At 68.0% G+C, this 26,439-nt stretch carries 25 protein-coding genes; 19 read left to right on the top strand and 6 right to left on the bottom strand.

Annotated features, from left to right (window positions below; genetic code table 11):
* Positions 1-75 precede the first annotated feature (75 nt).
* From K2R93_02085 to K2R93_02045, 9 genes are all read left to right on the top strand, one after another.
* A complete protein-coding gene (locus K2R93_02085) occupies positions 76-2,145 on the top strand; it encodes a hypothetical protein (GenBank protein MBY0488607.1) in 2,070 nt (689 codons plus the stop codon).
* A 5-nt stretch (positions 2,146-2,150) separates the two neighbouring features.
* A complete protein-coding gene (locus K2R93_02080) occupies positions 2,151-5,291 on the top strand; it encodes a hypothetical protein (GenBank protein MBY0488606.1) in 3,141 nt (1,046 codons plus the stop codon).
* A gap of 14 nt (positions 5,292-5,305) precedes the next feature.
* On the top strand, positions 5,306-5,824 hold the full coding sequence (locus tag K2R93_02075) for a hypothetical protein (GenBank protein MBY0488605.1): 519 nt from the start codon (positions 5,306-5,308) through the stop codon (positions 5,822-5,824).
* A gap of 4 nt (positions 5,825-5,828) precedes the next feature.
* Positions 5,829-6,620, top strand: coding sequence for an SDR family NAD(P)-dependent oxidoreductase (locus K2R93_02070; GenBank protein ID MBY0488604.1), 792 nt, complete (start codon positions 5,829-5,831; stop codon positions 6,618-6,620).
* 14 nt (positions 6,621-6,634) lie between these two features.
* Positions 6,635-8,023, top strand: coding sequence for an FAD-binding oxidoreductase (locus K2R93_02065; protein MBY0488603.1), 1,389 nt, complete (start codon positions 6,635-6,637; stop codon positions 8,021-8,023).
* A gap of 187 nt (positions 8,024-8,210) precedes the next feature.
* A complete protein-coding gene (locus K2R93_02060; protein MBY0488602.1) occupies positions 8,211-9,557 on the top strand; it encodes a hypothetical protein in 1,347 nt (448 codons plus the stop codon).
* 113 nt (positions 9,558-9,670) lie between these two features.
* Complete coding sequence (locus K2R93_02055) at positions 9,671-9,970, top strand: hypothetical protein (GenBank protein MBY0488601.1); 300 nt, start codon at positions 9,671-9,673, stop codon at positions 9,968-9,970.
* Positions 9,971-10,113: 143 nt separating this feature from the next.
* Positions 10,114-11,844 (top strand): hypothetical protein, encoded by a 1,731-nt coding sequence (locus K2R93_02050; GenBank protein ID MBY0488600.1) that lies wholly within the window; start codon positions 10,114-10,116, stop codon positions 11,842-11,844.
* 2 nt (positions 11,845-11,846) lie between these two features.
* Positions 11,847-12,698, top strand: coding sequence for an alpha/beta fold hydrolase (locus tag K2R93_02045; protein MBY0488599.1), 852 nt, complete (start codon positions 11,847-11,849; stop codon positions 12,696-12,698).
* Positions 12,699-12,925: 227 nt separating this feature from the next.
* Here the strand turns inward: K2R93_02045 and K2R93_02040 are convergent, their stop codons facing one another.
* Positions 12,926-13,423, bottom strand: coding sequence for a MarR family transcriptional regulator (locus K2R93_02040; GenBank protein MBY0488598.1), 498 nt, complete (start codon positions 13,421-13,423; stop codon positions 12,926-12,928).
* A 113-nt stretch (positions 13,424-13,536) separates the two neighbouring features.
* On the opposite strand from K2R93_02040, the gene K2R93_02035 reads away from it, so the two are divergent.
* Positions 13,537-13,929: a DoxX family protein gene (locus K2R93_02035; protein MBY0488597.1), complete on the top strand. Its 393-nt coding sequence runs from the start codon at positions 13,537-13,539 to the stop codon at positions 13,927-13,929.
* Positions 13,930-13,957: 28 nt separating this feature from the next.
* Here the strand turns inward: K2R93_02035 and K2R93_02030 are convergent, their stop codons facing one another.
* Both K2R93_02030 and K2R93_02025 read right to left on the bottom strand, forming a co-directional pair.
* Positions 13,958-14,428: a DUF1569 domain-containing protein gene (locus tag K2R93_02030; GenBank protein MBY0488596.1), complete on the bottom strand. Its 471-nt coding sequence runs from the start codon at positions 14,426-14,428 to the stop codon at positions 13,958-13,960.
* A gap of 5 nt (positions 14,429-14,433) precedes the next feature.
* Positions 14,434-14,937 (bottom strand): hypothetical protein, encoded by a 504-nt coding sequence (locus K2R93_02025; protein MBY0488595.1) that lies wholly within the window; start codon positions 14,935-14,937, stop codon positions 14,434-14,436.
* 128 nt (positions 14,938-15,065) lie between these two features.
* On the opposite strand from K2R93_02025, the gene K2R93_02020 reads away from it, so the two are divergent.
* Entirely contained in the window at positions 15,066-16,802 is a 1,737-nt protein-coding gene (locus K2R93_02020) for an amidase (GenBank protein MBY0488594.1), read from the top strand.
* Positions 16,803-16,857: 55 nt separating this feature from the next.
* The gene (locus K2R93_02015) at positions 16,858-17,394 is read left to right on the top strand and encodes a GNAT family N-acetyltransferase (GenBank protein MBY0488593.1); all 537 of its coding nucleotides are present in this window, start codon (positions 16,858-16,860) and stop codon (positions 17,392-17,394) included.
* A gap of 157 nt (positions 17,395-17,551) precedes the next feature.
* On the opposite strand, the gene K2R93_02010 is transcribed toward K2R93_02015, so the two are convergent.
* The 3 genes from K2R93_02010 to K2R93_02000 all read right to left on the bottom strand — a co-directional run bounded on the left by K2R93_02010 (position 17,552) and on the right by K2R93_02000 (position 21,358).
* Positions 17,552-18,478: a helix-turn-helix domain-containing GNAT family N-acetyltransferase gene (locus tag K2R93_02010; GenBank protein ID MBY0488592.1), complete on the bottom strand. Its 927-nt coding sequence runs from the start codon at positions 18,476-18,478 to the stop codon at positions 17,552-17,554.
* Between the two features lie 184 nt (positions 18,479-18,662).
* Entirely contained in the window at positions 18,663-20,783 is a 2,121-nt protein-coding gene (locus tag K2R93_02005) for a PAS domain S-box protein (protein ID MBY0488591.1), read from the bottom strand.
* Between the two features lie 122 nt (positions 20,784-20,905).
* Positions 20,906-21,358 (bottom strand): heme-binding domain-containing protein, encoded by a 453-nt coding sequence (locus K2R93_02000; protein ID MBY0488590.1) that lies wholly within the window; start codon positions 21,356-21,358, stop codon positions 20,906-20,908.
* A gap of 124 nt (positions 21,359-21,482) precedes the next feature.
* Between K2R93_02000 and K2R93_01995 the strand changes: the two genes are divergently transcribed.
* From K2R93_01995 to K2R93_01965, 7 genes are all read left to right on the top strand, one after another.
* Positions 21,483-21,923 carry an SRPBCC family protein gene (locus K2R93_01995; protein ID MBY0488589.1) on the top strand — a complete coding sequence of 147 codons (441 nt, stop codon included), beginning with the start codon at positions 21,483-21,485 and terminating at the stop codon, positions 21,921-21,923.
* A gap of 88 nt (positions 21,924-22,011) precedes the next feature.
* On the top strand, positions 22,012-22,482 hold the full coding sequence (locus K2R93_01990) for a hypothetical protein (GenBank protein MBY0488588.1): 471 nt from the start codon (positions 22,012-22,014) through the stop codon (positions 22,480-22,482).
* A gap of 10 nt (positions 22,483-22,492) precedes the next feature.
* A complete protein-coding gene (locus K2R93_01985; GenBank protein MBY0488587.1) occupies positions 22,493-22,834 on the top strand; it encodes a cupin domain-containing protein in 342 nt (113 codons plus the stop codon).
* Between the two features lie 8 nt (positions 22,835-22,842).
* On the top strand, positions 22,843-23,316 hold the full coding sequence (locus K2R93_01980) for a tRNA (cytidine(34)-2'-O)-methyltransferase (GenBank protein MBY0488586.1): 474 nt from the start codon (positions 22,843-22,845) through the stop codon (positions 23,314-23,316).
* Positions 23,317-23,524: 208 nt separating this feature from the next.
* Positions 23,525-24,298: a hypothetical protein gene (locus K2R93_01975; GenBank protein ID MBY0488585.1), complete on the top strand. Its 774-nt coding sequence runs from the start codon at positions 23,525-23,527 to the stop codon at positions 24,296-24,298.
* Between the two features lie 2 nt (positions 24,299-24,300).
* Positions 24,301-25,659: a hypothetical protein gene (locus K2R93_01970; protein ID MBY0488584.1), complete on the top strand. Its 1,359-nt coding sequence runs from the start codon at positions 24,301-24,303 to the stop codon at positions 25,657-25,659.
* Entirely contained in the window at positions 25,653-26,438 is a 786-nt protein-coding gene (locus K2R93_01965) for a hypothetical protein (protein ID MBY0488583.1), read from the top strand. Before K2R93_01970 ends, K2R93_01965 begins: the two co-directional genes overlap by 7 nt.
* Position 26,439 lies beyond the last annotated feature (1 nt).

The following is a 26,439-nucleotide window of genomic DNA, read 5'->3' as shown; positions in this document are numbered from 1 at the left end:
CTGCTACGCTATCCGTCGGTGCGGATTCGCGCCATGTTCATCGGGGATATGTGCGCGGTTCACCGGAGAGCCATCATGCGAAGACTGCTCGTCACCAGCGTGCTGTGGGCGACGCCATTGCAGGCCCAGATTACCCGGATCATCATCGACTCCGTCGTGTCGCCGGCCTTTCGGGGCGCGACGTACGGCACGGCGGGGGCGTACGAAACGCTGGCCGGGCGCGCCTTCGGTGAGCTCGATCCGAACGACCCGCGCAACACGATCATGACCGATCTGCGGTTCGCACCGCGCAATGCCCGCGGCAAGGTAGAGTACCAGACCACCTTCTTCGTGGTGAAGCCGGTGGACATGCGCCGCAGCAGTGGGCTCGTGTGGCACGATGTCCCCAATCGTGGCGGGCGCATCGTGCTGAGTGAGGCCGACCGGCAGAACGGCGATATCGGTATCAGTTCCGGGTGGCAGGGCGACGAATCGGGTGGGACCGCACATACCCCCGGGCGCGAAGTGCTCACCGTGCCACGGGCCCGTCCGCGCACGGGCCCGCCGATCACCGGCCGGGTGCTCGGGCGCATCTTCAACGCCACGGGGCCGGCGTCGCAGCCGCTCTATGTCTACGTGAATCCGGTGCCGTATCGCCCGCGTACCCTCGACACGCGCCAAGCGCGGCTCGTATCGCGCGTGTCAGAGACCGCGGATGGTCGCGTCACCGGCGAGGTGGTGGTGCCGCCGTCGGACTGGGCGTGGGCACGGTGCACCGCCGAGCATCCCTTTCCCGGGGTGCCGGACAGTACGCAGATCTGCCTGCGCCACGGATTCGATGCTGGCCGACTCTATCAGGTGGAGTTCACGGCGCAGGATCCGCCCATTCTCGGCATCGGTTTCGCCGCCTTTCGCGATGTGGCGACGTTCTTTCGCACCGCCACAACTGATGCGCAGGGCACGCCCAATCCGCTCGCCTCGCAGGTCCGCTGGATGATCGGTCGCGGTATCTCGCAGTCGGGCAATTTCCTGCGGGCCTTCTTGCAGCTGGGCTTCAATCAGGGCCTCGACGGCAAGCGGGTGCACGATGGCGAGTGGGTCATCATCGCCGGCCGTCGCATCTCGTTGAACACCCGCTTTGCGTTGCCCGATGGGATCCTGCCGCTGTACGGCGCAGGAAGCGAAGGGCCGCAGTGGTGGGGGCCGTGGCGCGACACGGCGCGCGGCTTGCCCGAAAGCGGGATTCTCGATCGCTGTACGCGCACCACGACCTGCCCCAAGATCGTGGAACACTTCGGCGCCGCGGAGGTGTGGGGGCTCAAGCTGTCGCCCGAGTGGGTCGGCACCGACGGGACGCGCGATCTGCCGCTCCCCGACAACGTGCGACGCTACTACATCCCAGGGACCGCACACGGCGGCGCCGGCGGCGGCTTCAGTGTGCAGCCGCCACCGCCCGCCCTCTGTCCGTCGCGGAACTGGGGGACAGGGGTGCTCGCTGCCAACCCACTGCCGCACACGGAGACGGTCAACGCGCTGCGCGTGCATATCCGCGCCTGGGTCATGGCCAATACGGAGCCCCCGCCAAGTGTGTGGCCGCGCATTAGCGATGGGACGCTCGTCGCGGCGACGAAAGAGGCCATGGGGTTTCCCACGCTCCCCGGGCTCCCCGCCACTGCTCCGACGGGGCTGGTGAATCCGTTCATCGACTACGAGTGGGGGCCGCGTTTTGATCGGGTCGACGGCTCCGGCATCGTCGATCGGGTGCCCCCCGGCATTCGCAAGGTCTTCCCGATGATGGTGCCCAAGGTCGATGCCGACGGCAACGAATTGGGTGGTGTCCCGCTCGTGCTGCGCGACGCGCCACTGGGGACCTACACCGGATGGAACATCACCGCGTCGGGATTCTTTGCCGGACAGGCGTGCAGTTATGCGGCCGGCATGATCCCGTTCGCGAACACGAAGGCGGAGCGGCTGGCCACCGGTGATCCACGGCTGTCGCTGGAGGAGCGCTATGGCGATCACGACGGCTATGTGGCCGCCGTCCGCCGCGCGGCCGAGCGTGCGGTGGCGATGCGCTTCCTCACTCCGGTCGACGCGGCTTCGCTCGTCGAGGCTGCTGCCGCCAGCGACGTCCTGCGTTCTTCACGCTCTCCTCAACTGCCCTGAGCGCCATGCGTTCTATTCGATTCGCGTGCCTTGCCCTCTTCGCGGCCACGCCACTGTTCGCACAGCCCGCGCGCGTCGCCGCGCGCCCCGCCTTCGCCGAACCCTCGCTCTCGCCGCAGGGCGAGATCGCCTTCGCCAGCGGCGGGGACCTCTGGGGCGTCCCGCTCGGCGGCGGCGAGGCGCGGCTGCTGGTCGCGCACCCCGCGACCGAATCGCGCCCGCTCTGGTCGCCCGATGGCAAGCGGCTCGCGTTCGTGTCGAACCGCACGGGGAACGGCGATGTCTACGTGTTGGAGCTCGCCACCGGGCGGCTCACGCGCATCACGTACGACGATGCCGCCGAGCAGCTCGATGCGTGGTCGCGCGATGGGGAGTGGCTCTACTTCTCGAGCAGCGCGCGCGACATCGCCGGCATGAATGATGTCTATCGCGTGCGCAGCACCGGTGGCACGCCGGCCGTCGTGGCGGGGGATCGCTATGCGTCGGAGTACTTCGCGCAGCCGTCCCCCGATGGCAAGTCGCTCGCCATCAATGCCCGCGCCAACGTGAGCGGGCAGTGGTGGCGGCACGGGCACAGCCATCTCGATGAATCGGAGCTGTGGGTCGTGACGCTGGGCGACGTGCCGCAGTATCGGCGGGTGGGTGAGCCCGGCGGGGCCAAGGATGCGTGGCCGCAGTGGAGCCCCGACGGTGCCACGCTCTACTACATGAGCGACCGCAGCGGTCAGGAGAATCTCTGGAGCCGCCCGGTGGCCGGTGGCGCCGCCAAACAGCTCACGCGTTTCACCAACGGGCGCGTACTCTGGCCACAGATCGCGGCCGACGGCAAGACGATCGTCTTCGAACGCGACTTCGGGATCTGGGCGTATGACATCGCCGCCGGCTCGGCGCGCACCGTGGCCATCACCCTGCGCGGTGCGGTGGCTGGCCGCGGCACCGAACCGGTGACCCTCACGCGCGGCTGGGAAAGCGTGCGCATCGCCCCCGACGGCAAGAAGGTGGCGTTCATCGCGCGCGGAGAGGTGTTCGCGGCTGGCACCAAGGATGGTGGCGACGCGCTCCGCATCACGCGCAGTCTGTCGGCCGATGGGCCGGTGGTCTGGGGGCGCGATTCCCGGTCGGTGTTCTTCATCGCTCAGCGCGATGGCGCCTCACCCATCGTGCGCGCGCCGGTGCTGGGTGGTACGGAGACGGTGATCGTCCCCACCGGAGACAACGCGCATCTCACCGTGTCGCCCGACGGCAAGCTCGTGGCCTACACGCGCAACGGCGGCGAGCTGCACGTGGTCGGTGCCGATGGCACCAACGATCGCGTGCTCGCGCGCGGCGTCTTCTCACGGGCGCCGTTCGCCGGTGGCAAGGCGATCGCGTGGTCGCCCGATTCTCGCTGGATTGCCTATCTCAACACCGGGACGCGCGGCTTCGACAACGTGTGGGTCGTCGCCGCCGACGGTGGCGAGGCCCGGCAGGTGAGCTTCCTGGCCTCCAGCTTTTCCACGGGCCTCGAGTGGGCACCCGACGGCACTTGGCTGCTGTACCAGACGTCGCAGCGTACGGAAGAGGCGCAGCTCGTGCGCGTCGATCTCGTGCCGCGCACACCGCGCTATCGCGAAGATCTCTTCCGCGACCTCTTTGCCGCGCCCGACACCGCGAAGCCAGCACTGCGCCGCACCGAGATCGTGTTCGACGGGATTCGCAATCGGGCGACGCTGCTGCAGCCCGGATTGGTGGTGGATGCCGCGACGATTTCGCCCGACGGGAAGTCGCTCGCGCTCGTAAGCAGCGGCTCCGGTCAGCCGAATCTCTATCTCTGGTCGCTCGACGAAACCGCCCGCGAGGCCCCCGTGGCGCGTCAGCTCACCACCACGGCCGGCCCCAAGAGCAACGTGCAGTGGAGCCCCGACAGCCGCGAACTGTGGTACACGGATGGCGGTGTGCTCACCGCGCTCACCGTGGAGTCGCGCAATGCGCGCCCCGTGGCCATGACCGCCGAACTGGAAGTGGACTTCCACGCCGAGAAGCTGGCGGTGTTCGAGCAGGCGTGGCGGTGGGAGGCCAACAACTTCTTTCACCCGCAGATGAACGGTGTGGACTGGCCGGGCGTCCGCGAGCGCGTCGCGCCCTATGTGGCGGGCGCACAAACGCCGGATGAGCTGCGCCGCATCCTGCAGCTCATGGTTGGCGAACTGAATGCGTCGCACATGGGCGTGAGCGGGCCGGCGCCGGTGGCGCCGCAGCCGGTTGGTCGACTGGGGCTGCGCTTCGATCGCGCGGCGCTCGAACGCGGCACCTATCGCGTCGCCGAGCTCATTCCGCTGGGCCCCGCCGCGCTGGCCGGCGGCATCGCGGTGGGGGATCAGCTGCGGAGCATTCAGGGCGTCGCACTCGATGGCGCGATGAACATCGACTCGCTGCTCCAGAACACCGCGGGCCGCCGCGTGGAGCTCGGCGTCGCGGCCGCCAATGGCGCCGTGCGGACCGTCGCGGTGCGCCCGGTGTCACTCGCCGCTGAAAAGAACCTCGTGTACCGCGCGTGGGTCGAAGAACGCCGCGCCTACGTCGCCAAGGTGTCGAACGGGCGCCTTGGCTATGTGCACATGCTCGACATGGGTGCCCCGTCGCTCGCGCAGCTGTACGTGGACCTTGACGCCGAGAATTTCGGGAAGGACGGCGTGGTCATCGACGTGCGCAACAACAACGGCGGGTTCGTGAACCCGTATGCACTCGATGTCTTCACGCGGAAGGGCTACCTCACCATGGTGCCGCGCGGCGAGCCGGCCATTCCCGCTCGCAGTCAGCTCGGGCAGCGCTCGCTCGAGAAGCCCACGGTGTTGGTGGTGAATCAGCACTCCCTCTCCGACGCCGAAGACTTCACCGAAGGCTATCGCGCGCTCGGCCTCGGGCCCGTGGTCGGCGAGCCCACCGCGGGCTGGATCATCTTCACGAGCAACGTGACGCTGCTCGATGGGCAGAGCTCGTTGCGTCTGCCGTTCTCGCGCATCCTCGACCACGAGGGGAAGGACATGGAGCTGGTGCCGCGCCAGGTTGACGTGCCCGTCACCCGGCCAGTCGGCGAGTCGTACAGCGGCAAGGATGTGCAGCTCGACGCGGCGGTGGACGCGTTGCTCAAGAAGATCGGGCGATAACGGAGGTCTTGCGCGTGCCTCGCAGTGAAGTGGCGACGCTCGTGGTGATCGCGAGCCTGATTGGCCTCGTGGCCAACGCCACGGCCCAGGTGGACGCACGCGCCACCACGCGGGTGCTCACCCAGCAGCGTCGCGCGGGCGACTACTGGCAGGGGTTGGTGGCCAGCGGCGTAGCGCCCGACAGCGCCACCGAACTCGCCCTGCAGGCACTGCGCACACGGCTGCACGGCACCGCGGTGCGGGTGGAGTATCCGCTGTTGCCGGACCCGCCGGTGGATTCGCTCTGGCAGGCGATGTATCTCAACCCCTTCCGGGCGGACGGCGCACAGACGCCGCGCACGCAGGCGGAGGCCGATGCCATCCGCGCCACGCAGGACGATCTGCGGCGCATTCGGGAGGTGGGGGTTCGCGATGTTCGGGCGCAGCTCCGCCGGGAGGATGTGCGGCTCTGGGCGCTGGTCGCCGCCGCCTCACTCGTACTGGGCGGCCTCGCGGTATGGAGACGCCAGCGTCGGCGAATCGCGATAGCTTGAGGGCATGACGCCCTCTCGCCCTCTCGCCGTGGTCACCGGCGCCACCGCCGGTATTGGTCATGTCTTCGCGCAGAAACTGGCTGCCAGTGGACATGACCTGCTGCTCGTGGCCCGTGACGCCGAACGCCTCACGGGCGTGTGCCTGGAGCTGGCCAAGCAGCACGGCATCGGCGCCGAAGCATTCAACGCCGACCTGAGCGACCCGGCCGACATCGCGCGCCTCGCGGACCGGCTGCGCGGCGAATCGCGCCTTGCCACGCTGGTGAGCAACGCCGGCTTCGGCACGCGCGGCACCATTCTCACAGCGGATCCGGCCAAGCAGCGGCAGATGATCCAGCTGCATGTGGTGGCCACGCACGAGCTCGTGAGCGCCGCGCTCCCCGGTATGGTGGAGCGCAAGCAGGGGACGATCATTGTGGTCGCGAGCGTCGCCAGCTGGAGCCCCACCGCCGGCAACGTGAACTACAACGCCACCAAGGCCTACCAGCGCATGTACTGCGAGGCGCTGGCCACCGAACTCGATGGCACCGGCGTGCACATCCAGGCGCTCTGCCCAGGCTTCACGTACACCGAATTCCACGATCGCCTCGGCAATGGGCGGAAGGGGATTCCCACCTGGGCGTGGTTGTCGGCCGATCGCGTGGTCAGTGAGAGTCTCGCGCAGGCCAACGCGCGCGGGGCCGTGGTCTGCGTGCCGGGCAAGCGCTTCAAGCTCATCGTGTTCTTCCTCAAGCACGCGATCTGGGTGCTCGGCGGACTCCGCCAGCGCTACCGCCGCGATCGTTTGAAGGTGTGACAACCGTGCAGACGATGAGGCCGACGACGGCCGACGCCGTGATCTGCGGTGCCGGGATCGCCGGCGTGGCGGTGGCGCAGGAGCTCACGCGACGCGGGCTCACCCGCGTCGTGCTCGTGGATGACCGCGCGCCGCTCACGCTCACAAGCGACAAGAGCACCGAGGCCTATCGTAACTGGTGGCCCGGTCCCGACGACGCCATGGTGCAGCTGATGAACCGCGCCATCGACCGGCTCGAGCAGTGGGCCGACGCGAGCCACAATCGGTTCCTCCTCAATCGCCGCGGCTACTTCTACTGCACGGCGCGGGCTGAGCGCGCGGCGCAGTTCGAAGCCGAGGCGGCGCTTGCCAGTGCGCAGGGCGCCGGGCCGGTGCGCGTCTACCGTTCCCGTGAGGAACTCGCGGCGTACGCCCCAAGCGCGACCACGGGGTGGCGTGATCATCCCACGGGGGCCGACCTCTTTCTCGGCACCGATGTCATTCGCGCGCAGTTCCCCTGGCTCGCGACGGATCTGGTGGCGGTGCTGCATGCGCGGCGCTGCGGGTGGTTCAGCGGGCAGCAACTGGGTGCGTATCTGCTCGAGGACGCGAAGGCGCGCGGCGCGGTGCTGGTCAGCGGGCGCGTTGCGGCGGTGCACACTGCGAACGGTGCGGTGGCTGGCGTGCAGGTGCTCGCGAGCGACGGCACCGCGCACGATATCGTGACGCCCACGTTCGTGAACTGCGCCGGCCCGTTTGCCAAAGCGGTGGGCGCACTCGCCGGGCAGACCCTGCCGCTCTTCTCCGAGGCGCACTACAAGGTGAGCATCGAAGATCCGCACGGCGCCGTCGATCGCGGCACCGGGCTCGTGATTCTGGATGATCCCCAGCCGCTCGAGTGGAGCGACGACGAGCGCGCCGAGCTCGCGGCCGATGACAGCACGCGGTGGCTCACCGAGCCACTCCCGGCCGGGATTCACCTGCGTCCCGAAGGGTACGGCGCGAGCACCACGGTGCTGATGCTCTGGGATTATCACAGCGCGCATCGCTTCGACGCGCCCGAGTATCCGCTCCCTGATGATCCGTTCTATCCCGAAGTGGTGCTGCGCGGGATGACGCGCCTCGCCCCCGGCCTCGCGCGTTATCTCGACCGCTTGCCGCACAACTACGTGGACGGCGGCTACTACACGAAGACGGTCGAGAATCGCCCGCTGGTCGGGGCGTCGGGGGCCCGCGGGGCCTTTGTCTGCGCCGGCTTCAGTGGCTTTGGGCTCATGGCCGCACCGGCCTGTGCGGAGATCGTCGCCGATGCCATCCTGGGGGTGCCATCACCGCCCTACGCCGCGGCCGTCGCCCCCGGGCGCTTCGCCGATCCCGCCTATCTGGCCCGCCTCGAACGCTGGGGAAGCACCGGCCAGCTGTAGGCCGGGCCTGGCGGGCAGTGCAATCCGACAAAGGAATTCGGCATTATTGGGGCGGCCGATGCTGGCCAAGGTTCGACCATCCCGCCCCACCGGCCGGGCGCGCGGTTCGGCGCCGGGCCCTGACCGTGTGTTCATGTCCAGTGCCCATTTTCGGGTCGCGGCGACAGCTGCGACCCTTCTGTTGTGCGTGTCCAGCGCCGCCATGGCGCAGGGCCGCCCGGCCGGTCCGCCGGCTGGTCTCTCGGCCGCCGCACGTCCGGCGGCGCCCGATTCGCTGACGCTGCAGTCCCAGGCCATCCGCGTCTTCCTCGACTGCCAGGGGCGCATTCGCGGCTGCGACCGCGACTTCATCGTCACCGATGTGAACTTCGTGAACTGGATGCGCGATCGCTTCGATGCCGACGTGCAGATCCTCGTCTCCGGCCTGCAGAATGGCGGCGGTGGCAACGAGAACACGATCACCTTCATCGGCCGCCGTCGCTTCGAGGGGATGGCCGACACGCTGGTGTTGAACACGCTCCCGAACGATCCCGACGATCGTATTCGGCGCGAGCTCGCGCGCACCTTCAAGATCGGGCTCGCGCGCTATGTCGCGAAGTCGCCTATCGCCTCGCGCATTCAGCTCGCCTACATCCCGCCGTTCGGGGCGCAGCAGCAACAGGCCACCGCCGCGAATCTGAAGGACAAGTGGAACCTCTGGACGTACACCACGAACTTCAACGCCTTCATTCGTGCGGAGGAGCAGCAGCGCTCCATCAACGGCTCGCTCGCCCTCTCGGCGAACCGCGCCACCGAGCAGTGGAAGCTCAACGTGTCGGTGAGCGGGAATGTGAACGCGCAGCGCTTCGAGATTCCCGCGTCGCGGACGCGTCCGGCGTTCACGGTCACGAATGAGCAGCGCACGTACAACGCGAACTCGCTCATCGTGCGCTCGCTCAATACGCACTGGTCGGCCGGTCTCAAGCTCGGCGCGGGGTACTCCGACTTCCTGAACCAGGATCTGGCGCTGCGCGCGCAGCCGGCGGTGGAGTACAACGTCTTCCCCTGGACCGAGCAGACGCGCCGGCAGCTCACGTTCCTCTACAACGTCGGGCCCAACTACTACGACTATCAGCGCACGACGGTCTTCGACAAGGACCACGAGCTGCGGGTCAGTCAGCAGCTGACCGCGTCGTATGTGGCGCGTCAGTCGTGGGGCTCGAGCAATGTGTCGCTCGACTGGCTCAACTATCTCCACGACTTCAACCGCCACGCGCTCACGCTGAGCGGCAATGTGGACCTCCGCCTCGGGCGCGGTTTCTCGCTCAACGTGGGTGGCTCGGCGGCGCGCGTGAACGACCAGATCTACCTGCCGCGCGCCGGCAACACCGAAGAGGAGATCCTGCTGCAGCGGCAGGCGCTTCAGACCGGGTTCCGCATCACCACGAACATCGGCATCCGCTACACCTTCGGCTCGATCTACAACACCATCGTGAACCAGCGCTTCAGCAGCCTCGGGGCCAGCGGCGGCCGGTTCGCGTTCATGTTCTTCTAAGGGCACGGCGCCGGCTTGGCGCCCGCCCGCGGCGCCCCGTCACGGAATTGTGGCGGGGCGTTCCGCGGCGTACGTTCGCGGGGACACCGACCGAGCCCCGCACCCCGCTTCGTATGCTCCCCGAACTCCTCGTCGCCACCGACGTCGACTTCAGCCTGCTCAAGGGCACGCGTCCCATCGCCTCGGGGCAATGGGAGGATGTGGTCCGCGCTGAACTGCAGCGCGAGGGCTTCGTCATCACCCTGCGGCTGCAGCTCAAGAACGGCAAAACGTTCACCGCGCACGACGACGCCCCCGGCTGGGACGATCTCATGGATCACGGCGCCGATGTGCTCGACGGGTTTCCGTCGGTGCGGGAACTCCCCGGGGTGCTGGACGGCGCGACCGGCCCGGTGACGGTGTATCCGCGCTAAGGCGCGCCGGTTCGCGCAGTCCACGGCGCCCGTGCGGCAACGCTGTCGCCGGTTCGCCCTGTCATCCCCGGGGCGGCGCCCGCGCTCGCGATGGCGGCAACGGCGGCGCTCGCCACTTCTGCCGCGCGGGTTCATTCTTGGGGATGGTCGCTCTGTTGCCTATATGGATTGCGCTGGTGCCGCGTTGGCGCGTGGCGGTGCGTGCCGGGTTACTCGGCCTCGTTGCGCTCGCCGGCGTTGCGGGGTTGCTCCCGGCGCAGGTGGTCCGATTGCAGCCGAATACGCCGTTCGCGTTCGACACGAGTGAGATCAAGGTCACGCGTGATCCGGCCCGCATGGTGGGCACCCTGCTGACGCCACGCGGGGTCTCCAAACCGCCAATCGTGCTCTTTGTCGGTGGCGCCGGTCCGGTCGATCGGAACGGGAATCTGGCGGGGGCGCCCCTGCGCACCGATGCGTTCCGGCAGCTGGCCGAATCACTCGCCACACGGGGGATCGCGTCGTTGCGCTACGACAAGCGCGGCGTCGGCGCCAATGCCCCGGCCACGCTCCCCGAGCATCAGACCGTCTTCGACGTCTTCAGTCTCGATGTGGGCGCGTGGATCTACGAGCTTCGCCGCCGGACGATGGCGCCCGTGGTGGTGCTCGGACACGACGAGGGGGCGCTCGTGGCGGCCGTGTCGCAGCGTGGCGTACCGGCCGATGCCTACATCTTCATCGGCGGGCCGTCGCGTCAGGCCGATGAACTGTTGCGCGAACAGCTCCTGCCGGGGCAGCCGGCCGATGTGGCCGCCCGCATCGATACGCTCATTCGCGCCATGCGCGCCGACAGTATCGTCGATGCGGTGCCCTTTCAGCTCGCGGGGCTCTTTCGCCCCACGCTGCAGCCGTATCTCATCTCGTGGATGCGCTATCATCCCGCCGCGGAGATGAGCCGCATCCTGGCCCCGTGTCTGCTCGTGCATGGTGTTCACGATCTGCAGCAGACGGCCGCAGAAGCGGATACGCTGGCCAAGGCGCAGCCGCTCTGTCTGCGCGCCTCGGTGGACAGCATGACGCATACGCTCAAACGGGGCGGCAGCGAACTCGCCCAGCAGGAAGCGGCGTGGCGCGATCCCAACGAACCGTTGGCGCCGGGACTCGTGCGCACGATCGCCGACTTCGTGACCTTGGTGACGGCCAAGCCACCGGCGTCGTGCGGGGCCGACTCCGTCGCGGAAGCGGCAAAGACGCAACTGCTGATCGAGCGACCGGTCACCAAAATCGCACCCAACACCATCGCGATTCTGGATGATGTGTACCTCGGACGCTATGAATCGGCGACCATTCCGGCGACCCTGAGCGACGCGATTGCGTCGGCCACCCTGGTGCCGCCCTCGATCGCGCGTCGGTACGGCCCCACGGCGGCGAAGTGTGGGGTGCTCCGCATGAACACCGCGGAAGCGCTGGCCGCCGACACCGCCGAGATCATGGGGGCCGTCCTCAAGGCCGAGACGGCGGCGCACGTGCCGCGGCTGACCACCATGCTGACGTTGCTGGACTCGGTCACGAGCCAGCTGGTGGCGGCGCCGCTGCATCGCGCCATGGTGCGGCGCAACCTCCCGATCGCGAGCAGTAGCCGCATGGGCGACGATACGGTGACGATCGCTCTGCAGCAGCTCACACGCGATCTTGCGTCGCCGGGTGAGCCCGCTCTCGTGACGACGCGCGTGCGCTGGAGCACGCCGTTCACCGCGAATGGCAACCGCTGCCGCCTGCGCTACGACGTGATGGTGGTGACCGAGGTCCGTCGCCAGAATGGCAAGTGGGTCGCGCGGCGAACCGATCCCGAACTCAAGAGCATCGGCGGGTGTGTGCCGATGGGGCCCCCCTGACCGTGACGGCTGGCCTGCGGTCGATCACGGTGCACGACGTCGAGCTCGGGCTCGAGTATCCCGCCGTCGTGTGCTATCCCACCCCAGATACATCGGCCGGCACAATGCTCGGCCCTTATGTGTTCGAGGCCACGCGCGATGCACCCATCGCTGCCGGCATCCATCCGCTCGCGGTCGTGTCGCACGGCGGCGGTGGCTCGCATCTGCTCTATCGCTCGATCGCGACCCATCTCGCGGCGCACGGCTGGATCGTGGTCTGTCCCGAGCATCCCGGGGACAATCGCAATGATCGCTCGCTGGTGAACACCGACCTCGCCGCGGCACGCCGCGCGCGGCATGCGTCGCTGGCGCTCGATGCGGTCATCGCGCACGAGGCGCTCGGTGCGCACGTCGATCGGGCCCGCATCGCCGCGATCGGCCACTCGATGGGGGGCCTCACCGCCCTCACGATGGTGGGCGGGCAGCCGTGGAGCATGGCGCGCGTGCCGCTCGACGTGCAGCACGACCCCCGCGTCCGCGCCGCCGTGCTGCTGGCGCCGGCCACGGACTGGTTCATGGCGCCCGACGCACTCGCGCGCGTCCGCACGCCGCTGCTGGTGTATGTCGCCGAGCACGATCCGGTCACGCCGCCGACGCGGGTGCGCGCAGTGCTCGCGCACCTGCCGCCCGACACGCCGTGCGACATGCGCGAGGTCGCCGGTGGTGGGCACTTCGCCTTTCTGACGCCATTCCCCGACGCACTGCGTCGCCCCGACTTTCCGCCGTCGCAGGACCCGCCGGGGTTTGATCGCACGGCACTGCACACACGCTTGCCGGCCGAGATTCTCGCCTGGCTTGAGACGACCGTTCGCTGACCTGGCATCGGCTGCCGTGGATCTGGCGGCCGCGGTGGATCTGGCGGCTGCGGTGGATCTCGCGGAGGCGCAGGATTTCGCGGATCACTGAAACAGCATGCAGGGATCTTGGGGATTTATCGGATTGGGACGGAGTGATCCCCTTAATCCGCGTGATCCACCAGGGCTGTTTCTGTTATCCCGGTTATCCAAACAATCCGCGCAATCCTCTGCGCATACGTCGCAGCTCAGCTGCCAGTGCAGTCCGTCGCCTCACCCGCCGCCGCGAGTACCGCGCGCAGCTGCTGCGCGAACACCGCGCGCTCCGGTACCGCGAGCGGCGCGAGCAGCTCCGTCTCCACGCGCTTCATGCGCCCCTCGAGCGTGGCGACGAGGCGGCGACCATTGGGCGTGAGTGCGAGCTGATAGACGCGACGATCATCCGGATCGTCCTGCCGCTCCACGTAGCCGGCCTCGGCGAGGCCGAGCGCGGCTTGCATCGTGGTCGTGCGATCCATGCCGAGCCGCTGACCGACCGCTTGCTGCGGCATCGTCCCTTCATCGCGCAGCACCATGAGCATCAGGAACTGCCGCGGGTGCAGGCGGTGCTCGCGCATGTCCTCTTCGAAGCGCGCCCGAAAGAGCGCGGCGACCTGACCGCAGAGGAACCCCACGCTCGAGGTCACGGCCTTGGGGAGGGCCGGCTGGTCCGGATCGGGCACGGTGGGGAGGCGCTTCTTGGGCATGGCGAAAGATGGACTTGACGGGCGGCTTCTGGAGTATAATAGTACCCTCAGCTGATGATCAGTAGTACTGACGATCAGTTCTGCTGACGGTATTCCTCCAACCGGAACCTCTCATGAACAAGCTGCTCTGGACCCTGCAGGCGCTCGTCGCCCTCGCCTTTGCCGCCTCGGGCGGCATGAAGGTCGCCAATCCCGATGCACTGCGGGCCAACCCCCAGATGGCGTGGACACAGGATTTCAGCAACGGCGACATCCGCGCCATCGGCAGCGCGGAGCTCCTCGGCGCCGCCGGCCTGATCCTCCCCGCCGCCACGGGGATCGTTCCGGTGCTCACGCCCGTGGCCGGTACTGGACTCGCACTCCTCATGGGCGGCGCGACCGCGACGCACCTGCGCCGCGGGGAGCCGCCCGTGGCCCCGGCGGTCCTCGGTGTGCTTGCGCTGAGTGTGGGGCTGCTGCGCGGGCGCCGGCAGCGTCAGCAGCGGCTCGTCGCGGCCGCCGCCTGAGCCAGGCCGCGCTCGACGCCGAATTGCGCTAGACGCCGAACTGCTGCAGATGATGGTCGAGGTGCTTGCCGAACAGCACGCGCCACTCGGCCGCCGTGAGCGGGCCAAAGCTCAGCGACGGATGCCCCTCGTAGAACCGTGGGCCGTCCTGCTGCGCGCGCCGCAGGTACGCGATGAGACGCTCGCGCTCGGCGTCGAACTCACGCGCGTCGGTGATGCGAAACGCCGGCGCCGTGGGCGTGTTCTTCGGGTAGGGATCCGGCCCGACCACCTTGGCTTTCACGATCTTCTTCAGCACCCAGCGCATGATCGGGTTGGGGCGCGGATGCTTGTCGGTGTAGACCATTTCGTACGTCACGCAGCAGTGCGCGAGCATCTGCGCCGCGTTCATCTTGCCCCACACCGGCTGCGACGCCGGTGTGAGGGCATTGATGCGCGCGATCGTCGCGTCGAGGGTGCGCGCGTCGAACAGGTCGGGATAGTTGGCCGGCGCACCCATGCGCGTTACGCCTGCGCCGGCGCGTCCATGCCGCGCCACAGGTTCGACGTGGTGAGTTCCGTCTTGCCGCACAGCTTGAGGTAGCAGAACAGCTGCGTGCGGTAGGCGGCATAGTTGCCGAGGATCATGCTCACGATGTGCGCGCCGCGCGAGCCCGGCGGGCCGAAGAGCTGAATGATGCCACGGAAGTCGTCGTCGCTCATGGCGCCGATCTCGTTGGCATACCACGCCGCCTGACCGGCCAGCTTGGCATCCAGGCCGGCGAGATCGAGCGCATCGGCCTCGGCCTGCGCGGCACCCCACGCGGCCCCGTCGAACTTGCCGGCCTTGACGGCCCCCACGAGGATCGGGCCCTGCACCACGAGATAGCGCACCAGCTCGATCGAGCTGCGCTGTTTTTCGGTGGGGCGATAGTTGACCGAGCTGTCGTCGATCTTCGTGATGAGGTGGCGGAGCACATTCACTTCGTGGGCCAGCAGGCCAACGAGTTCGTCTTTCGCGAGAACCATGGTGGGGATCAGAGGAGGGGAAGGGGCGGGACCGCAGGCGGAAAAGGTGCGCGGTGCGTCCCCACGGCGCCAGCGTCCGCGGTCCGTTGGCGCTCGCGAGGCGCCCCGCTCGACCGTATCGTGACGGGATGACCCTCCGACACGCCTTTCTTGGCCCCCTGGCCGCGCTGATGCTCGTCGCCTGCGCGGGTGACACGGCCCCGTCTGCTTCGACGCGTGACAGTACGCCAGCCATCGACACCGATCTCCTCGATGTCAGTGTGGCGAAGCTGCAGCAGCTCTACGCCAGCCGCACGTACACTGCTCGCCAGGTCACTGAATGGCACCTCGCGCGCATCGATCGTTACAACGGCGTGTACGGGGCCATCGAAACCGTGCTGCGCGATCAGGCGCTCGCCCGCGCGGACAGCCTCGACGCCGCCGTCGCGCGCGGCGATACCACGCGTGGCCCGCTCTGGGGCGTGCCGGTGGTCATCAAGGCCAACACCAGTGTGCGGGGGCAGGTGACCACCGCTGGCTGGGCGGGATTCGCGAAGCCCGGGCATGAGCTCGTCGCACCGCGTGACGCGACCATCGTGGCGCAGTTCAAGGCGGCTGGGGCGATCATCGTGGGGCTCGCCAACATGCCCGATCTCGCCAACAGTGACACCAACCGCAGCACGAGCTTTGGGCGCACCGGCAATGCGTACGATGTGCGCTTTTCCCCCGGCGGCTCGTCCGGCGGCGTGGTCACCGCGATCGCGGCCAACATGGCGGTGCTCGGCAATGGGACCGATACCGGCAACTCCATTCGCATGCCCGCGGCGACGAGCGCGCTGGTCGGGATCTTCCCGACGCGCGGGCTCGTGAGCATCGCCGGCATCGCGCCACTCGACTGGTTGCTCGACAACACCGGGCCCATCGCGCGCACCATCGACGACGCCACCGTCGCGTTGCAGGTGATGGCCAGCAAGGACTCGCTCGACGCGCCGTCGCTGGCCGCGCCTGATTCAGCCCGCGTGCTGCCGTCGGTCCGTGCCCTCGCTGGCGCCTCGCTCAAGGGCAAGCGCTTTGGCGTGCCGGCGTTCATCATGACCGGCCGCGGTGTGCCGTTTCACGGCATCCCCTACGCCGTGCCCGAGGCGAAGGCCGACTCGATGCGCCATGCCGCCGACATGCCACTTCGCCCGGAGACGAAGGCGGCCTTTCTCAAGACGCTCGACGCCTTGCGCGCTGCGGGCGCCGAGATCGTCATGGGCGACACGGTGCTCGGCGCCGATTTCGCGCGACTCGCGAGCCGAGTGGCGACGTACGCCTACATGCGCGACGGCACCGATCAGTTCCTCGCGCACTTCGGACCCGCCGAATATCACTCGAGCGCCGAGTATCAGGCCAAGATCGGGCAGCCGCTGTACGCGAGCTCCATCGGCACCGAATCGGGATTCAATACGCTTCCGGGCGTGACCCTCACGCAGCGCGTGCTGGCCACCGACCCCGATGCGGAGCGCATGTATCATGCACCGCGTAAAGCGGTGCTTGATGCCTATCTCGCCACGATGGACCGCCTCAAGCTCGACGGCTTCGTCTACCCCGCCATCCAGATGCCGCCGCCGGATGAGTCGATGCCGCAGGATGGAGTCCTCAGCACCGGCCCGCACAGCGCGACGAGCTGGGTGAACATGATCGGCGTGCCGGCCATCGTCGTGCCCGGTGGCTTCTATGCGAGCGGCCTGCCGTTCGGCCTGGAGTTCAGCGCGCGCCCCTGGCGCGACGGTGATCTGCTGAGTATCGCCGCCGCGTTTGCCAGAACAGGCACGTGGCGGAAGCCGCCCGTGTTGGTGGAGCAGGGGCTGCTTGCCGACCACACACCACGCCAGGCGCGCTGATCCGCCTCGCGTTGCGCCCGACCGTTCTCGCGTTCGCCACCTCACACGCCCGCACATGTCCTGGAACCCGCAGCCCACACTCACCGGCTTGCACCTCACGCTCCGCCCGCTGCGCGAGGCCGACTTTGACGATCTGTATGCCGTCGCCAGTGATCCGCTGATCTGGGCGCAGCACCCGGCGTGGAATCGCTACGAGCTCGCGGTCTTTCGCACCTTTGTGGACGAGGCGCTCGCCGGTGGCAGCGCGTTCGTGGCCATCAACAACGCCACCGGCGCGATCATTGGCTCGTCGCGCTATCACGGCTACAACGCCGAGGCGCGCGAAGTGGAGATCGGCTGGACCTTTCTCGGGCGTGCGTACTGGGGCGGCGCGTGGAACCGCGAGATGAAGCGGCTCATGCTCGAACACGCGTTTCAGTATGTCGACCGCGTGCTGTTCAACGTGGGACCCAACAACATTCGCTCGCAGACCGCGATGGAGCGCATCGGCGGCACCCGCGTGGGGCAGGTGGTGGACGCAGTGCGCGGAGATCGGGTGGTGTTTGAGATGCGGAAGGAGAATTGGGAGGGGATACGGGAGCGGCTCTCCTGAGGTGAGAGGTCGGAGATGCGTGGTGAGTAACCCCTCAGGCGTCAGGGGGGAGGACGAAAGGGAGTGGGCATCAGGACGGCGGTTTGTGCTGTCCTGATGCCCACTCCCTTTATCCCTCCCCCCCTGACGCCTGAGGGGTTGCCCAAAACCCCAAACCCTAAAGGGCCCGCTCCCACGTCTCCCCCACCAATCCCACGCCAAAGCTCTGATGCGGCGCCGAGTCCACCAGCCGGTAGCCATCGGCCACGTACAGCGCGCGCGCCGCATGCAACACGCTGTTCGTCCACAGTGTGACCGTGTGATAGCCGGCCGCCTTCGCGAACGCGGCGCACTCCTGCACGAGACGTTTGCCGATGCCGAGGCCGCGGGCTTCGGGGAGGACGATGAGCAGGCGCAGCTTGCAGACACCGGGGCGGTCGGGGTGCTGCACCAGCATCACGGAGCCCACACGGTCCCCGTGGCGCTCGGCGATCCAGCACCGCTCACGCGCCGGGTCATGCTGCCGCGCAAACGCCCCCGCGATCTCGGCGACCAGGCCTTCAAAGGTGCCATCCCATCCGTACTCGGCGGCATACTGCTCGCCGTGCACGCTCACGATCCAGCCGTAGTCGCCGGGGCGCGCCTCGCGTAGCGCGTACGGCGCCTCCGGCTCGTAGCGACCACCCAACAGGGTGGTCACCGAGCGACTCGCACTCACCAGGGCCGCACGTTGTGTGGCGGGTACGGTAGCGAGCACGTCCCGCACCTGCGCCTGGGAGGCCTCATCCACGGCGGTGAACGCCTTGCGCCCCACGGCGGTGAGCGAGAGGAGCCGCGTGCGTCGATCACTCGGGAGTACCCGCCGCCGCACCAGCTTGCGCGCCACGAGGCGCGCGACGAGACGGCTGATGTAGCCCTGATTGAGCCCGAGCGAGTCCGCGAGGGCAGACTGCGGCTGTTCCCCCTGCGCCAACTCGAAGATGATGCGCGCCTGCGGCAGCGAGAGCCCGCGACCGTAGGGGAGGTCGGCGAGCAGCCCGAACCGCTGGGTGACGGTGCGGTTGAGCTCGCGGATGGCTGAGACGGCGGCGGGGGAGACGGGCATGGGGGGAGAGTGGGGGCAATAGTTGCTTTTGGCAAGTATTGGGTTTGGGGTGGTGAGTGAACCCCTCAGGCGTCAGGTGGGAGGACGAAAGGGAGTGGGCGTCAGGACCGCGGTTGGTGCTGTCCTGACGCCCACTCCCTGTATCCCTCCACCCTGATGCCTGAGGGGTTCCTCACTACTCACCTCAGCGCGCCACCGCTCCCGCTCGCCGCGTCTTCTTCACCGCGTACTGCGCCGCATCCGCCCGCTTGAGCAGCGCCTCCACATCATGGCTGTCGCCCGGCTCCGCCCACGCGACGCCCAGGCTCATGCCGAGCACCCAGTTCTGCGACGGGTCGTCGGCGCGCGCGGCGTTGTGCGTGGCCATCGCCTGCTCGAGACGCTCCATCAGGCGCGGGATGTCTTCGGCGCCCAGGCCGGGGGCCAGTACCGTGAACTCGTCACCGCCCAGACGCGCCACGACGTCGGCATCGCGGAAGGTGCGTTGCAGCAGCTTCGCGATCTCTTGCAGCGCGGTGTCACCGCAGGCATGACCGTGCACGTCATTGATCTGCTTGAAGCGATCGAGATCGCCGTAGAGCATCGCACACGGCTCACCGGCGCGCAGGGCGCCGGCGATGAGCGGCCGCGCGGTCTCCATGAAGCCCCGGCGATTGAGGAGCCCGGTCAGCTCGTCGCGGATGGACAGATCGCGGAGCTTCTGTTCGTGCGCCTTGCGGTCGGAGATATCGCGCACCACCACGACCATCCCGCCCTGCGGCAGCGCGGTGATGGAGAGCTCCTGCGGGAAGGTGCTGCCGTCGAGGCGCTGGGCATCGACTTCGCCGTTCCAGAAGCCCAGCGGGGTCACGGCGGCGCGCACCTGCTGCGTGAGCGTCGCGGCGGTTGTGGCGTCGTAGAGCGTGAGCCAGGGGCGTCCGTGGAACGCGAGCGGTCGGTCACCCAGCATGCGGGCGAAGGCGTCGTTGACGAACTCGAGTGCGCCCACGGCATCCACAATCGCGATGCCGTCGGCCGTGACCGCGAGCGCCGCGGCAAGCGTCTGGCGTTCGCGTTCCGCCACACGGCGGGCCGTGACGTCACGGGAGAGGCCGACAAAGCCGGTGAGTGTGCCGTGCGTATCGCGCAGTGGCGTGATCGACAGCTCGACCCAGTACGGATCGCCCGACTTCTTGTAGTTGAGGATCTCGCCGGTGAAGCTGGCGCCCTGCTGCACCGCCTCGCGAATGCGGGCCACCGTCTCGCGCGATGTGTGTACGCCCTGGAGCATCTTGCCGGGCGATGCGCCCAGTGCATCGGCCCAGGAATAGCCCGTCAGTGTCGTGAAGGCATCGTTCACCCACAGGATCCGGGCGCTCGGCGTGGTCACGATCACGGCGTGGTCACTCTGGCGCACGATCACCGACAGCCGCTCCATCTCTTCGGCCAACGCTTCCTGCTGCGACACGTCGCGGAAGGTGGCCACGCCGCCCGGCCGGTCATCGAGGTCACCCGTGAACATTGGTCGCGCGTTCACCGACAGGCTGCGCACCGTCCCGTCGCCCGCCATGATCTTCATGGGGAAGCTGTCGATGCGCTCGCCTTCCGTGCGGGCGCGCACGATGGGGAACTCCTCCGGCAGCATCGCGCGGCCATCGCGGTGCGTCGCGTCGAGTTCGCCAAGGAAGTTGCTGTCGGCGAGCTGTTCCCCGGCCACGCCGAGAATGCGCAACGCCGAATCGTTCCAGGCCACGACGTCGCCGTTGCGATCCTGTACCAGCACACCTTCGGCGAGTGAATCGATCACGGCCCGATGCAGCGCTTCGCGCTCGGCCATCGCCGTGTGCATCGCATGTTCGGCGGAGAGATCCTGCGCGGTGGCGACAAAGACTTCCGGGTATTCGAACTGATCGCGCTGCACCGTGATCGTGAGCTTGACCGGCCAGTTCTCGCGCCCCGCGGCGCGCAGCACGGTTTCGCCTTGCCACATGCCATGCTCGATGACGTGCGGCAGGACTTCGTAGCGCAGGCGGTGCATGTCTTCGCGCTCCACGAAGCGCAGCAGGTGCATCCCCGGACGGCGCGTGATCCCGCGCAGGGTGTGAATGGCCGCCGGATTGGCGTACACGATGTCACCCGCCAACGACCACATGAGCACGAGGTCGGGCGACGAGTCGAGGGTGAGCAGGAAGCGGCGCAGCATGGCCGCCTGCTGATCATAGGCCTCGCGCAGCGAAGCCCCGGCCGTACCCATCACGGGACGGCCATCATTGCCAATCATTTGGTTGGGTACCGCATCCGGGACATGCCCCGTGGCAGGGGGCATCAGCTGTGCATCGTCGCACCCCTGCAAGTATCGGCAGGTGAAAACGATTTCTGGTGTTTCGTCCCAGTCTTTGTGCAAGACCTTTGCTCGCAAGCACTTACATGCTTACGACCGGCCCCGTCTCAGCGGCCAGGGGGGGTCGGCTCGGGGGCCGGCGGCTGCGCCTGATACCACGCGTGCAGGACCGCCGTGTCACCGGCCGTGAGCTTCGCCGCCGGGTGCATGGGCGTGTAGTACCACGGCGGCATCTCGCCGCCGCTCACCTCGCGCCAGAGCCGACGGGGGAGCCGCAGTTTGCGGGCGTCGCTCATGCGATTCCACTCGGAGGCGTTGAACTCACCGCGCCCTTCCTTCACGTGGTCGAGGACCCACCAACTCACCGGCGCCACGCGGCTGTACCAGGGCCAGCTGGTTTCATTCGAGTGGCAGTCGTAGCACGCGCGTCGCAGAATCTCCCGAACTGCCGGCGGCGCCGGCATCTCATCCTGTACCGGGGGATTCTCACGCGCGATGGGGACGAGCTGCGCGGCGGCAAACGCCGCCGCGAGACCGAAGACGAGACGGGACGGGCGCATACCGCAGCATAGGGGCCGAACCCGCCGCCGGACAGCGGGAGATCCCTGAGGCGGCGGCGCCATGTCGTCCGCTTACGGAGGTCCGGGATGGGCTGCACATTCGACGTTCCCTCGCCTTGCGCCGATGCCCATCGCCGTCGAACACATCGAAGAGATCCGGACCACTCCCGAGCGTGCCTGGCAATTGATCGATGATCTGCCGCGCTTCGCGGAGTGGCTGCCGCCGTGCGTCAGCCTGTCGAAGGTCGGTTCCGGCCCGAACGCCGTGGGCGATACGCTGCGGTATGTCTTTCAGCAGGGCGGCCGTCAACAGGAGATGAGCGGGCGTATTGTGGCACGGGAGGCGGGGGCGCGATTGCACTGCCTCTACGACGACTCGGCCTTCACCGTGTCTGTCGATTTGCGTGTGGAGCCCGCGGCCAACGGCACCCGCACCACCCATCGGATTGCCATTACGCCAAAAACGCTCATGGGGCGGCTCATGTCGCCGCTCATTCGACTGGGGCTGCGCAAGCAGACCACCGACGCCGCTCGCAACCTGCGGCGCTTGCTCGAGACGGTCTGAGCGTGGCCGCGTTGGGATGCTACGTTAAAGATCCCTTCACATGCATGGATGGCGAATGGCGTACCTGCGACCGGCGTTGTCTCAACAATTGATTGGCCCAATTCATCCGGCGGATGCGCAGTGGTTGCTTGAGCACCTCGAGCACGGCGGCGGTCCGGCGACTGTCGTGTGGCTGGACCGTCCCACGCTCGACATGCTGCTGGAGCGCGGGGCATCCGCCGAACTGCTCGAGAACCTCGCGGCCTCGTTGGAGGGGCAGGAAGGAGCCGAGGTCGAGGTGTTGCTCGATCAGCGCAACTCGCTGCCGTATGGCACGACGACGGTGGATGACGCGAGCCCATCGCTCGATCAACTCGACGAGCAGTCGCCCGCGGCCGACGTGTACATCGGATCGGTGCGGTTGGCGTGCGCGGTCTGCAAGCACACACGCTTCCGGCATCGCAAGGCGCAGTTGCAGACGGCGCTCGCGTCATTCTTCAACGTGGAGTGGACGGCGCCGTCGGCCGACTGCTATATCTGCACGCAGTGCGGCTTCGTGCACTGGTTCATGCCATCCTGAGGAGTTGCTGATGACCCGCCGTCGCGAGAATGCCGAGCACTATGCCTGGGGCGACGGCTGTGACGGCTGGCATCTGGTGCGAACCGACTCCCTGAGTGTGATCGAGGAGCGTATGCCGCCGGGCACGCACGAGGTCCGACACCGCCATGTGCGAGCGCTGCAGTTCTTTCGGGTGCTCGACGGCGCCCTGACGCTCGAGGTCGATGGCGAGACGCAGCTGCTGCGCGCCGGCGAGGGGCTCGAGGTTCCCCCGGGGACGCCGCATCAGGCGTTCAATCGCAGTGGTGCCGACGTGACGTTTCTCGTTGTGTCGGCGCCGCCAAGCCATGGCGACCGGGAGCTCGTGCCGTAGCATTCGGTATGGCGCTCCACGTCGTGCTCGTGCACCCCGAAATCCACTGGAACACCGGCAACGCCGGCCGCACCTGTCTCGCGGCGGGCGCCACGCTGCACCTCATCGAACCGCTCGGCTTCTCGCTCGACGAGAAACAGGTGAAGCGGGCGGGGCTCGATTACTGGGAGCACGTCGACCTGCACGTCTGGCCCTCGTGGGCGGCGTTCGCCGAGGTCCTGCCGACGCTGGGCACGCCGTGGCTCTTCGACGAACATGCCGACCGTCTCTATTGGGAGGCGCCACTCGGTGCGTCGGATGATGTTGTACTCATCTTTGGCCGCGAGAACGGCGGCTTCCCGGCCGCGGTGACCGACACGCTGGGCGCCCACGCGGTGCGGATTCCGATGCGGGGCGAGGTGGTCCGGTCGCTGAATTTGTCGACGTCGGTGGCGCTTGGGGTGTACGAGGTGGTTCGGCAGCGGGGGCAAGGAAGGGGGTAGGGGTTGCCCTGGAGAAGCGAGAGGCGAGTGGGAGTTGGGGACGTGAGCCGGTGTGGTGAGCCCGTCACTCCGGCTCATGTCCCCAACTCCCACTCGCCTCTCGCCTCTCCAAGGTAACCCAACCCAAGTCCTTCCCCCCAAACACCTTACCCAACGCCCCCCACCCCCGCCAACGCCCGCCTAACGCCGCGCGCTTATATGAGCGCGCATGAAACACCCCCTCCACCCGCTCGGCCGCCTGACGTTGGCCGCCATGCTCCTCGCCAGCTGTGGCGGCGGCGCAGACAGTACCGGCCCGGTGTCGACTGACCTGGCCTGCACGAAGACGCCGCTCACGGTTGGCGTCTCGGTGACGGCGAATACCGCCACCACCATCTGCCGGGATGGCAACGGGAACAGTGGCAATTTCTTCACGCTGACGGTGACGCAGACGACGCCGGTCACGATCGCGATGAGCGGCAACGCGTTCCCCGGCTACCTCGGGTTGTTCTACGACGGCGGGCAGGTCATCGCCCAGCGCAACCCGAATGTTCCGCCGCTGTCGATCGCGGTGGTGCTCGGTCCCGGCACCTACACGGTGATCGGCGGCAGTATGACCGGCGCCGACGGGCCCTACTCGATCGTCGCATCGCCGCTCACGCTGAATGCCTGCGTTGCCAACCTCATGGCCACTGAGGGGGCAATCGTCACCGGGACGGTCACCGCCAACGGCTGTGTCGACGAGGGCGGGAATCGCACGCAGGCCGTCACCTGGGGCACGCGCACGGCGAAGACGCTCGCGTTCACCGTGACCCTCGACAAGAAGGCCGCGGTGCTCTTCAACGGCGGCGCGCCGAACATCATCACCTCGGGCGGCCCGGGGAATGTGACCGGGAGCATGCCGACCCAGGCGCTGCTGTCGTACCACATGGCGACGGCGTACGTGACGCACGTGGCCGCATTCTCGACGTTGCCCATTTCCTACACCATCAAGGCGGAGTAACGATGACCCGCGCGCTTTCTGTGCGACTGGCGAGCGTGTGTGCGGCCGTGGCCCTCGCGGCCTGTGGTGGCACGACCGACACCGGGAGTACCACGACCACGAGCAGCACACCGCGCACGTACACCGGCACCTTCGGCACGGGCGGCCAGCGTGGGACGATTTCGCTCACGAGCGGGGCGTCGCCCACCGGGACGCTGCATGTGAATGGCATCGCCGGTGATGTCGCACTCACCGGCACCTTCACGGCGGCGTCGAGTACGTTCAACATGACCGGCGGCGGGTATACCGTGACGGCGCAGCCGGTGAGCACCACCGCGGCCGACGCCGCGCCGGATGGCCTCGCGCCGAGTCCCACCGGCCCGGTGTTTGCGACGACGGCGGCACCGACGATCCTGACAGGGAGTGTGTCGGGCGGCGCGCTAGCGCTCAACGCGACCTTGACGGCGGTGACCGCGGCAACGACGACCGGAACACCGCCGACGACCACGCGCTACTGCGGCGTTGGGACCGGCTCCGATGCGGCCATGATCGATCTGATCATCAACGGCACGACGGCGGCGGCGAATCTGGTGATCATGGGCGGGCAGGGCACCATGACCGGCACGGCCACGGCGAACTCCGCCACGGTAAGCATCTCGAATCCGCAGAAGACCAACACGCTGACCGCCACCTTCACCTTCGACGGCACGACGGCGACGGGCGTCGGCACCTCCACGCAGTATCCCGCGGAGCGCACGAACGTGGTCCTGACGACCGCGGGGTGCATCGATGCGACGGCGCCGGCGGCGTATACCAGTTACATCAGCGTGGCATACTGGAACGGCAACATCTTCAAGAACGATCTCATTCCGGGTCCACCGGCCACCGGCGCGTTCGACTTCGGCGGGTCGGTGCCGATCGTTCGATTCACCGGAACGTTCACCGCCGGTACCGGGACGGGGAACGGCAGCTTTCAGATGACGTCGCCGGGCTACACGCTCTCCGCCACGGCCTCGGATTCCGGTGTGGTCGGACAGATGGTGCGCGCGTCGGACGGTGTGGTCTTCGGTATCACCGGGCTCGGTGCCACGAGCAGCAATCCGGTGACGCGGTACTGCGGTACCTATGCGGGCAGAAACCCGTTTGGACAAAACAAGACCGGCGCGATCGCCTTCGTAACGCGCGGCGCCGCGGCGAAGATGGTGCTCGGCCAGGCCGCCGCCTCTCGCCTGCTCACCGCCACGGCCGGTGGCTCGTGGATTTTCGGCATGATTCCGGGCGGGTACGCGTACGTCGCCGGCACGCTCAGTGGCACCACGTTCAGCGGCACCTACACCGATACCGACAACTACCTCGGAACGTTTACGGCCAACCCATGCTGATCGCGCGTGACTCAGCGATTTGCGCCCGCCGCCGAGCCGCCACGTCGCGTCTGCTCGGCGCTGCGCTGCTGATGGGGTGCGGTGGGGTTGGCTCATCCACGACCGGCCCCGACGCCGGCAGCACCGCGTGCAACAAGGGCACGCTGACCATTGGCGGTTCAGTCACCGGCAATACCGGCGCGAATCGCTGTCGACTCGGCAGCGACGTCGGCAACATCTACGAATTGGTGGTGACGCAATCGTCGGCGGTCACGCTGACGATGAGCGGCAACGCGTTCCCGGGGTTCATTGGCCTCTATACGAGCGACGGGAAATACCTGGCGATTCGGAACGACAAGGATCCATCGCTGACCATTCCCATCGTGTTGGGGCCGGGGACCTACCTGCTGCGCATCGATTCCATGACCGGTGCCGACGGTCCCTACACGCTGTCGGCGCCGGCGCTCGTCGTTACGGCGTGCAACAGCGGCATCGCGCTGACCAAGGGCGCCACGTACACCGGGGCGCTCAACGTCACGAGCTGTTTCGTGCCCGACGGTCGCAAGTATCAGTCGTTCGCCGTCGTATCCGGTACGCCCGCCACCTTCAGCGTCACCACCACGGTCGACCGGCGCGGCACGGTCAATCTCGTCGGCACCACGCTACAGGACTTTGGCCCCGGGAGCTTTACGGGCACGCTGTCCACCACCACGCAGGGCCTCACGCAGATGGCCACCCTCACCGTGCTCTCGCAGTCGGCGTCGGCGATTCCGCTGACCTACACCGTGAAGGTGGACTGAC

It is taken from the genome of Gemmatimonadaceae bacterium (assembly GCA_019752115.1).
GTDB lineage: Bacteria > Gemmatimonadota > Gemmatimonadetes > Gemmatimonadales > Gemmatimonadaceae > Gemmatimonas.
Note: the sequence above shows the minus strand (reverse complement) of the source record. Positions and strands in the feature narration are given on the sequence as shown.

Bases quoted from the DNA above. Each gene is read 5' to 3' on its own strand.
- K2R93_02085 (MBY0488607.1), top strand. From the start codon at position 76: ATGCGAAGACTGCTCGTCACCAGCGTGCTGTGGGCGACGCCATTGCAG.
- K2R93_02080 (MBY0488606.1), top strand. From the start codon at position 2,151: ATGCGTTCTATTCGATTCGCGTGCCTTGCCCTCTTCGCGGCCACGCCA.
- K2R93_02070 (MBY0488604.1), top strand. From the start codon at position 5,829: ATGACGCCCTCTCGCCCTCTCGCCGTGGTCACCGGCGCCACCGCCGGT.
- K2R93_02065 (MBY0488603.1), top strand. From the start codon at position 6,635: ATGAGGCCGACGACGGCCGACGCCGTGATCTGCGGTGCCGGGATCGCC.
- K2R93_02055 (MBY0488601.1), top strand. From the start codon at position 9,671: ATGCTCCCCGAACTCCTCGTCGCCACCGACGTCGACTTCAGCCTGCTC.
- K2R93_02050 (MBY0488600.1), top strand. From the start codon at position 10,114: ATGGTCGCTCTGTTGCCTATATGGATTGCGCTGGTGCCGCGTTGGCGC.
- K2R93_02040 (MBY0488598.1), bottom strand. From the start codon at position 13,423: ATGCCCAAGAAGCGCCTCCCCACCGTGCCCGATCCGGACCAGCCGGCC.
- K2R93_02035 (MBY0488597.1), top strand. From the start codon at position 13,537: ATGAACAAGCTGCTCTGGACCCTGCAGGCGCTCGTCGCCCTCGCCTTT.
- K2R93_02030 (MBY0488596.1), bottom strand. From the start codon at position 14,428: ATGGGTGCGCCGGCCAACTATCCCGACCTGTTCGACGCGCGCACCCTC.
- K2R93_02025 (MBY0488595.1), bottom strand. From the start codon at position 14,937: ATGGTTCTCGCGAAAGACGAACTCGTTGGCCTGCTGGCCCACGAAGTG.
- K2R93_02020 (MBY0488594.1), top strand. From the start codon at position 15,066: ATGACCCTCCGACACGCCTTTCTTGGCCCCCTGGCCGCGCTGATGCTC.
- K2R93_02015 (MBY0488593.1), top strand. From the start codon at position 16,858: ATGTCCTGGAACCCGCAGCCCACACTCACCGGCTTGCACCTCACGCTC.
- K2R93_02010 (MBY0488592.1), bottom strand. From the start codon at position 18,478: ATGCCCGTCTCCCCCGCCGCCGTCTCAGCCATCCGCGAGCTCAACCGC.
- K2R93_02005 (MBY0488591.1), bottom strand. From the start codon at position 20,783: ATGCCCCCTGCCACGGGGCATGTCCCGGATGCGGTACCCAACCAAATG.
- K2R93_02000 (MBY0488590.1), bottom strand. From the start codon at position 21,358: ATGCGCCCGTCCCGTCTCGTCTTCGGTCTCGCGGCGGCGTTTGCCGCC.
- K2R93_01995 (MBY0488589.1), top strand. From the start codon at position 21,483: ATGCCCATCGCCGTCGAACACATCGAAGAGATCCGGACCACTCCCGAG.
- K2R93_01985 (MBY0488587.1), top strand. From the start codon at position 22,493: ATGACCCGCCGTCGCGAGAATGCCGAGCACTATGCCTGGGGCGACGGC.
- K2R93_01980 (MBY0488586.1), top strand. From the start codon at position 22,843: ATGGCGCTCCACGTCGTGCTCGTGCACCCCGAAATCCACTGGAACACC.
- K2R93_01975 (MBY0488585.1), top strand. From the start codon at position 23,525: ATGAAACACCCCCTCCACCCGCTCGGCCGCCTGACGTTGGCCGCCATG.
- K2R93_01970 (MBY0488584.1), top strand. From the start codon at position 24,301: ATGACCCGCGCGCTTTCTGTGCGACTGGCGAGCGTGTGTGCGGCCGTG.
- K2R93_01965 (MBY0488583.1), top strand. From the start codon at position 25,653: ATGCTGATCGCGCGTGACTCAGCGATTTGCGCCCGCCGCCGAGCCGCC.